The organism is Massilia yuzhufengensis, assembly GCF_900112225.1.
GTDB lineage: Bacteria > Pseudomonadota > Gammaproteobacteria > Burkholderiales > Burkholderiaceae_D > Telluria > Telluria yuzhufengensis.
This window is the reverse complement of sequence record NZ_FOLD01000057.1, coordinates 1-5,998: the sequence shown is the minus strand read 5'-3', so window position 1 is coordinate 5,998 and position 5,998 is coordinate 1. Positions and strand designations below refer to the sequence as shown.

General features: G+C 64.2%; 6 protein-coding genes and 1 rRNA gene. 4 read left to right on the top strand and 3 right to left on the bottom strand.

Annotation, left to right across the window (positions count from 1 at the left end; genetic code table 11):
- The first annotated feature begins 67 nt into the window (after nucleotides 1-67).
- A 5S ribosomal RNA gene (gene rrf / locus BM031_RS24775) occupies nucleotides 68-180 on the top strand.
- Between the two features lie 613 nt (nucleotides 181-793).
- Nucleotides 794-1,807 (top strand): aspartyl protease family protein, encoded by a 1,014-nt coding sequence (locus tag BM031_RS24765; RefSeq protein WP_091877609.1) that lies wholly within the window; start codon nucleotides 794-796, stop codon nucleotides 1,805-1,807.
- Nucleotides 1,808-1,822: 15 nt separating this feature from the next.
- Here the strand turns inward: BM031_RS24765 and BM031_RS24760 are convergent, their stop codons facing one another.
- Together BM031_RS24760 and BM031_RS24755 are read right to left on the bottom strand one after the other, a co-directional pair.
- On the bottom strand, nucleotides 1,823-3,268 hold the full coding sequence (locus BM031_RS24760; protein WP_229409195.1) for a DHA2 family efflux MFS transporter permease subunit: 1,446 nt from the start codon (nucleotides 3,266-3,268) through the stop codon (nucleotides 1,823-1,825).
- Nucleotides 3,269-3,368: 100 nt separating this feature from the next.
- Nucleotides 3,369-3,923: an acyloxyacyl hydrolase gene (locus BM031_RS24755; protein WP_091877607.1), complete on the bottom strand. Its 555-nt coding sequence runs from the start codon at nucleotides 3,921-3,923 to the stop codon at nucleotides 3,369-3,371.
- A 134-nt stretch (nucleotides 3,924-4,057) separates the two neighbouring features.
- Here BM031_RS24755 and BM031_RS24750 point away from each other — a divergent pair, with 134 nt between their 5' ends.
- Nucleotides 4,058-4,756: a suppressor of fused domain protein gene (locus BM031_RS24750; protein ID WP_091877604.1), complete on the top strand. Its 699-nt coding sequence runs from the start codon at nucleotides 4,058-4,060 to the stop codon at nucleotides 4,754-4,756.
- Nucleotides 4,756-5,649, top strand: a complete 894-nt coding sequence (locus BM031_RS24745; RefSeq protein ID WP_091877602.1) for an NAD(P)-dependent oxidoreductase — start codon at nucleotides 4,756-4,758, stop codon at nucleotides 5,647-5,649. The genes BM031_RS24750 and BM031_RS24745 overlap by 1 nt, the downstream gene beginning before the upstream one ends.
- Before the next feature lie 149 nt (nucleotides 5,650-5,798).
- Here the strand turns inward: BM031_RS24745 and BM031_RS25820 are convergent.
- On the bottom strand, nucleotides 5,799-5,998 hold a 200-nt coding region (locus BM031_RS25820), incomplete at its 5' end, for a hypothetical protein (RefSeq protein WP_218147641.1).

Here is a 5,998-nt window from a genome sequence, read left to right as displayed (position 1 = left end):
AAAAAAACTACTTCTTCCAGATTCAGAGTTCTTTTACCGCCTGGTAAAAGACTCGTACAAGTCAAAGCCTGATGACCATAGCAAGTCGGTCCCACCCCTTCCCATCCCGAACAGGACCGTGAAACGACTTTGCGCCGATGATAGTGCTGCAACCAGTGTGAAAGTAGGTTATCGTCAGGCTAGTTATAAGAAAAAACCCGCAGAGTGATCTCTGCGGGTTTTTTTGCGTTTGTGCGTTGGGTATTCGAGCGTTATCGCATCAAGGATGCGGTATCTCTGCTCGACGGAATTGGGCTCCGGCGAAGGCCGGAGCCTAAGTTGACCTTGTTTTGACATTGCAATCCCCACCCCCCGACCTACACTGAATCAGGTTCGCCACTTTCGGGGGCTGACATGGACACTCCAAAGACCGGCGCGCTGCGGCGTGTCGTGATTACCCTGCTGCTGGCCGCCGGCCTGGGTGGATGCGTGTACGCGCCACCTTACGCAGCCTACGATGCAAGCTATCCGGCGTATGCCTATCCCACCTACGTCGGCCCTCCCATCGCACTCGATTTCGGCTTCGGTTTCTACGACGGGCCCCGTCATGGCCACTATCGGCGGCACCACCACCACGGCTGGCGCCATCACGGTGGCCATCATCGCGGCGGGTGGGGACATGGCCGGGGGCGGGGGCGCGGCCGGCATTGACAACGCGGCGCGCTCCTTATGAGGCAGGGGTAATTTGGGAGGAAGATGGTTTCAACGGGTGCAGGTCTCTATACTGCCTGCACCAAAGCCACCTTTCGACGCCATGACCTTTGCCCGTCCAGCCTTGCCCCTGTCCCTGTTGCGTTCCGCCGTGTGCGCCGGCCTGCTGGCCTCGCAGGCGGCATTCGCCTCTGCGTTGCCTGCGCGTTGCGACATGGGCGAACAGGCGCTCTTGCCGCTGACCTTTACCGAGGACATGCGCCCGGTCGGCCAGGCCACGATCAATGGCGCCGCCGTTCCCGTGATGCTCAGTACCGCTGCTCCCGAAGCGGTGGTGATGAACAAGAAGGTGCTGGAGCGCCTGAATATCGCGGTGCGCAGCACGACCAGCACCATGTTCTCGTCCAATGAACGCAACGACACCGGCGTGGACATCGTACGCGACCTTTCGCTTGCCTCGATCAAGGACTTTTCCTTCGGCCTGAGCGGGAGCAGGGATGGCACGTATATGGTCGAGGACTTCATGGACGACAGCTTCGGTGTGCGCATCGGCGCCGGCAGCCTCCTGAAAACCGACCTGGAGGTGGCCCTGGATGCCGGCTACCTCAAATCCTTCCGGCCAAACGGCTGCATTGGCGAACACCTGGCCTACTGGGATCCGCAAGCGGTAGCGGTACCGGGCTTCGTCGATTCGTGGAAACGCGATCCGCGGATCGTGTTCCAGGTCCGCGTCGGGGGCACCAACGTCATGGCCCTGCTGTCCACCGCCACCCCGCATTCCTACCTGCCCAAGTCCACCGCCGACAGGCTCGGGCTGACGCCTGGCTCGCCCGGCGCGGAGCGCGAGCAAGCCCTGCCCGGACATGCGGCCGACAAGCCGGTATGGAAAGTGCCGGTGCCGCTGATGTCGATCGGCGCGCTGGAGGTCAAGGACCTCGACCTGCGCCTGATGGACTTGCCGCACTCGGGCGAGATCATGGTACTGGGCGCCGATTTCCTGCACCGCCACCGGGTCTATATCGCGATGAGCCAGAACAAGATCTACTTCTCGCCCATCACCACGCCGCGCGCCATGAAACGCGGCTCGGTGCAGGTGATCCCGCAAGCCATCAACTGAAGCGCCTGGGCAGCTTCACCCGCCCAGCGGCTGCGCGACCGGTTCCGCTTCCTTCGCCTTGACCTGCCCGCGGCTGATGCTGTCGCCATCGTTGCGGCGCAGGCGCCAGAAGATCACCGAGGACACCAGGGTCATCACGGCCAGCGTCGCGAAACCATGGTGCAGCGCTTGCGAGACCAGCGCCCGGTTGTCCTGCGCCACCGGCCCCAGGAACCAGGCCGTCACGATCGACCCCGTTGCCAGGCCGAAACTCATCGATAGCTGCTGGAACGAGCTCGACATGGTGCTGGCCATGCTGGTGTCCTGCGGCTCGATGTCGGCATATGCCAGGGTGTTCATGCTCGAGAACTGCAGCGAATTGAAGAAGCCCTGCGCCAGGCTGATCGCCACGATGACCCAGAAGGGCGTGCCCGGCCCCACCAGGGTGAACAGGGCGATCGTGATGCCGATGCAGACGGTGTTGACGATCAATACCTGGCGGTAGCCGAAGCGCGCCAGCAGCCTGGGCGCGAACATCTTCATGCCCATGGCGGCGGCCGCCGCTGGCATCATCAACAGGCCCGATTGCCACGCCGGCAGGCCCAGGCCGAGCTGGTACAGCAGCGGCAGCAGGAAGGGCAGGCCGCCCACGCCCAGCCGCGTAAAGAAGCCCCCCGCGACCGAGATGCGGAAGGTCCGCACCTTGAACAGGGTCAGCCGCAGCAGCGGATGCTTGACGCGCAGCGCGTGCCAGGCGTAGGTCGCCAGCAGGGCCAGCGACAAGGCCAGCAGCAGGCCGCCGGTGATCGCATCGAGCGTGTGCTCGCCGAATACTTCCAGCAGCCAGGACAGGATGGCCGTGCCGCTACTGAACAGGACCAGGCCGATGACATCGAGCGGGCGTTTCTCATGTCCCTGATAGTCTGGCATGTGCTTCCACACCAGGTAGAGCGCGATCAGTCCGACCGGCACGTTGACGAAGAAGATCATGCGCCAGCTGGTCCAGTGGACGATCAGCCCGCCCACTGTCGGCCCCAGCAGCGGCCCGATGAGCGCCGGGATGATCACGAAGTTCATCGCCGACAGGAGTTCGTTCTTGGGGAAGGTGCGCACCAGCGCCAGCCGGCCGACCGGCATCATCATCGCCCCGCCCAGGCCCTGCAGCAGGCGCGCCCAGGTCATCATGTGGGCGTTGACCGACAGCCCGCACAGCACCGAGGCAATCGTGAAAATGGAAATGGCGGTAAAGAACACGCGGCGGGTGCCGAAGCGGTCCGCCATCCAGCCGCTGAGCGGAATGCCGACGGCCAGGCCGAGGATGTAGCTGGTGACCACCGATTTCAGGCTCAGCGGCGTAACCTGCAGGCTGGCCGCGATGCTGGGAATGGCGGTATTGACGATGGTGGCGTCGAGCTGCTCCATGAACAGGGCAGTGGCCACCAGCCAGGGCAGGTAGCGTTTGATCGTGCTGGGATCAGTCAAGCGGGCCTCGTGAACCTGGCGGGCCGGAGGGCCCGCCCCAGCCCGATTGTGTCATACCTGGCAGCAGGGCCACGCCCTGTTGCCGCCGTTCAGCTAGTGCTCAGAAGCGGTAAGCCGCCTTGGCGATGAGCCAGTTGGCGCCGGCGTTCGGGCGCTTGATGCTGGCGTTCGAGTAGTGCTGGAACTTGAGGCCGAAGTCCCATTTCGCGGTGGTGTAGCCCACGCCCACGTGGTCGCCGAACTGGAAGGCGGTGGCCAGTTCCTTGTCTTCGTTCTTGTACAGCTTGGAGAACAGGTTGACGCCCACGCCGAGTTCGCCATACAGGCCCAGTTTGCTGTCGCTCTGGATGCGGAACACCGGCGTGAAGCCGATGACGGCGAGGTTCTTTTTGCGGCCCGGCACGTTCTGGTAGGCGCTCAGGCGCCACAGGGCGACGTTGGTTTCCCAGTAGCCCGACAGGTGGTAGCCCTTATGGGCGAACCAGCGCTGGTCCCAGTCGTTCTGCACGGCGACGCGTACCATGCGCTGCTGCGGATTGGAACCGAACTCGAGCGAGGCCGAGTCGAACAGGCCGTCGGCGGCGCAGGCGCCCTGGGCGAACAGTGCAGCGGCGCAGGCCGCAGCAAGACTGGCAAATTTCTTCACAGTGAACATGTTTCGCTTTCTAAACGAGGCAGGAATCTTGTTGAATCTGCCATTGTACTAGCGTGCACAAAGCTGCGCTGAGCGCCACCTTAAGCTGTCGCGCGGGTATGATAGACGCCCCGCAGAACGCTTTACACACTCGCATGACCGAACCGACCAGCACTCCCCTGTACCCGCTCGCGAAACCGACCCAGGAGCAAGTGGCCCCGGCCGTCTTGCCGCATGACCCGATTGCCGAGCACATTGCCGCGCACCTTGGGCGGATCGATACCGTGTTCCACGACACCATCGCCGACCCGGTGCAAGTCGATATCCACGTGGTGCCGGCCAACGAGCGCACGCCTTTTCTCCGCCTGGTGACCTCGGGCATGAGCAGCCGCCCCATGACCGTGCCGGAAGGCGCACCGCCCTTCGCCGAGCTGATGATGGCCTTGCCGGCGGACTGGAAGCTGGACGCGCAATCGGTGCAGGACGAGCGCTGGTACTGGCCGGTCGCCCTGCTGCGCCACCTGGCGCATTATCCGCACCTGCACAAGGAATGGCTGGGCCTGGGTCACACGGTGCCCAATGGCCACCCGGCCAAGCCCTACGCGAAGGGCGTCGAGTTCACCGGCGCCATCCTGCTGCCGCCGGCCTCGGCCCCGGAAGCCTTCGCCTCGCTCGAGCACGAGGGCAAGGACATTTATTTCCACTGCGTCGTGCCCCTGTATGAATCCGAACTGAACCTGGTCAAGCGCAAGGGCTTCCCGGAACTGCTGGACGCCTTCAACGAGAAGGGGGTCACCGACCTCGTCGTGCCGGGCCGCAAGAACACCGTCAAGAAGTTCCTCGGGCTGTTCTGATGACGACCATCGCCTTCCTCGGCATTGGCCTGATGGGAAGGCCGATGGCTGCGCGGCTGGCCCAGGCCGGTTACGCCCTGCGGGCCTGGAACCGCACGTTCGCCAAGGCCGAGGCCTTGCGCGGGACGGGGGCGGAACCGGTAGCCGAGCTGGCGCAGGCCGTGCAGGGCGCGGAGCTCGTCATTTCCATGCTCGAAGCCGGGCCGGTGGTGGAAGAAGTAATGGCGGCAGCGCTGCCCTTGCTCGCACCTGGAACCCTGTGGATCGACATGAGTTCGACCCGGCATGACGAGGCGCTGGCTTTTAACGCGCGCTTGTCGGCGCAGGGCTGCCGCTTCATCGACGCGCCCGTGTCGGGCGGCGTCGGCGGGGCGGAAGCGGGCACGCTGGCGATCATGGCTGGGGGTGCACCTGCGGATTTTGACCAAGTGGTAAAAATCTTGGGCGCCATGGGCACGCCGCAGCGCGTCGGGCCGGTGGGCAGCGGGCAAGTGGCCAAGCTGTGCAACCAGCTGATCGTCGGCGCGACGCTGAACGTGGTGGCCGAAGCGCTGCTGCTGGCGCAGGCCGCGGGGGCGGATCCGGCCGCGGTGCGCGAGGCGATCCGGGGCGGGTTCGCCGGCAGTCGCATCCTCGACGTGCACGGGCAGCGTATGCTGGACCGGAATTTCATGCCGGGCGGCCAGGTAAAGAGCCAGCTGAAGGATTTACGCAATGTGCTGGCGGCGGCCGGCGCGGCCGGCTTGCGCTTGCCGGTGACCGAGCTGGTGACGCGTCAGTATGCAACGATCGAGGCGGCGATGCCGACCGCGGACCACGCCGCGGCCTTGCTCGCGCTGGAGCGGATGAATCCTGGCCTGCGGCTTGGGGACGCTGCGGACCAGCTCCCGTAGGGCGGTCGGCGAAGCCGACCACCCTGATATGTATTGACCCGTCAAGCGTTTCTTTCTTTTTCCTGCTTTTCGCTCGTTTGGGACGTGACCCGTCAGGCGGCAGCCCAAAGGCACCGCAAATTGGCGGGGTATGGGCTGCAAGGCCCATGCTAAACCGCAGTATCCGTGGACTCCAAGTTAGCGTCCGGCGCGGCTGCCCGGTCATGCTCAATCGGTCCGATGAGCCGCGCCTGTAGACGTCTTACATGTTTGAGTGCCGGTGCATTATCCAATGCGCTTACAGCAGAACGGGCGGCGAAACGACGGTTGATCAGCCTGATATACGCGGGTTTTCGCAAGACAAATATTC

Excerpts from the sequence above, each read along its gene's own strand:
- BM031_RS24745 (WP_091877602.1), top strand. The coding sequence starts at position 4,756 with ATGACGACCATCGCCTTCCTCGGCATTGGCCTGATGGGAAGGCCGATG.
- BM031_RS24765 (WP_091877609.1), top strand. The coding sequence starts at position 794 with ATGACCTTTGCCCGTCCAGCCTTGCCCCTGTCCCTGTTGCGTTCCGCC.
- BM031_RS24755 (WP_091877607.1), bottom strand. The coding sequence starts at position 3,923 with ATGTTCACTGTGAAGAAATTTGCCAGTCTTGCTGCGGCCTGCGCCGCT.
- BM031_RS24750 (WP_091877604.1), top strand. The coding sequence starts at position 4,058 with ATGACCGAACCGACCAGCACTCCCCTGTACCCGCTCGCGAAACCGACC.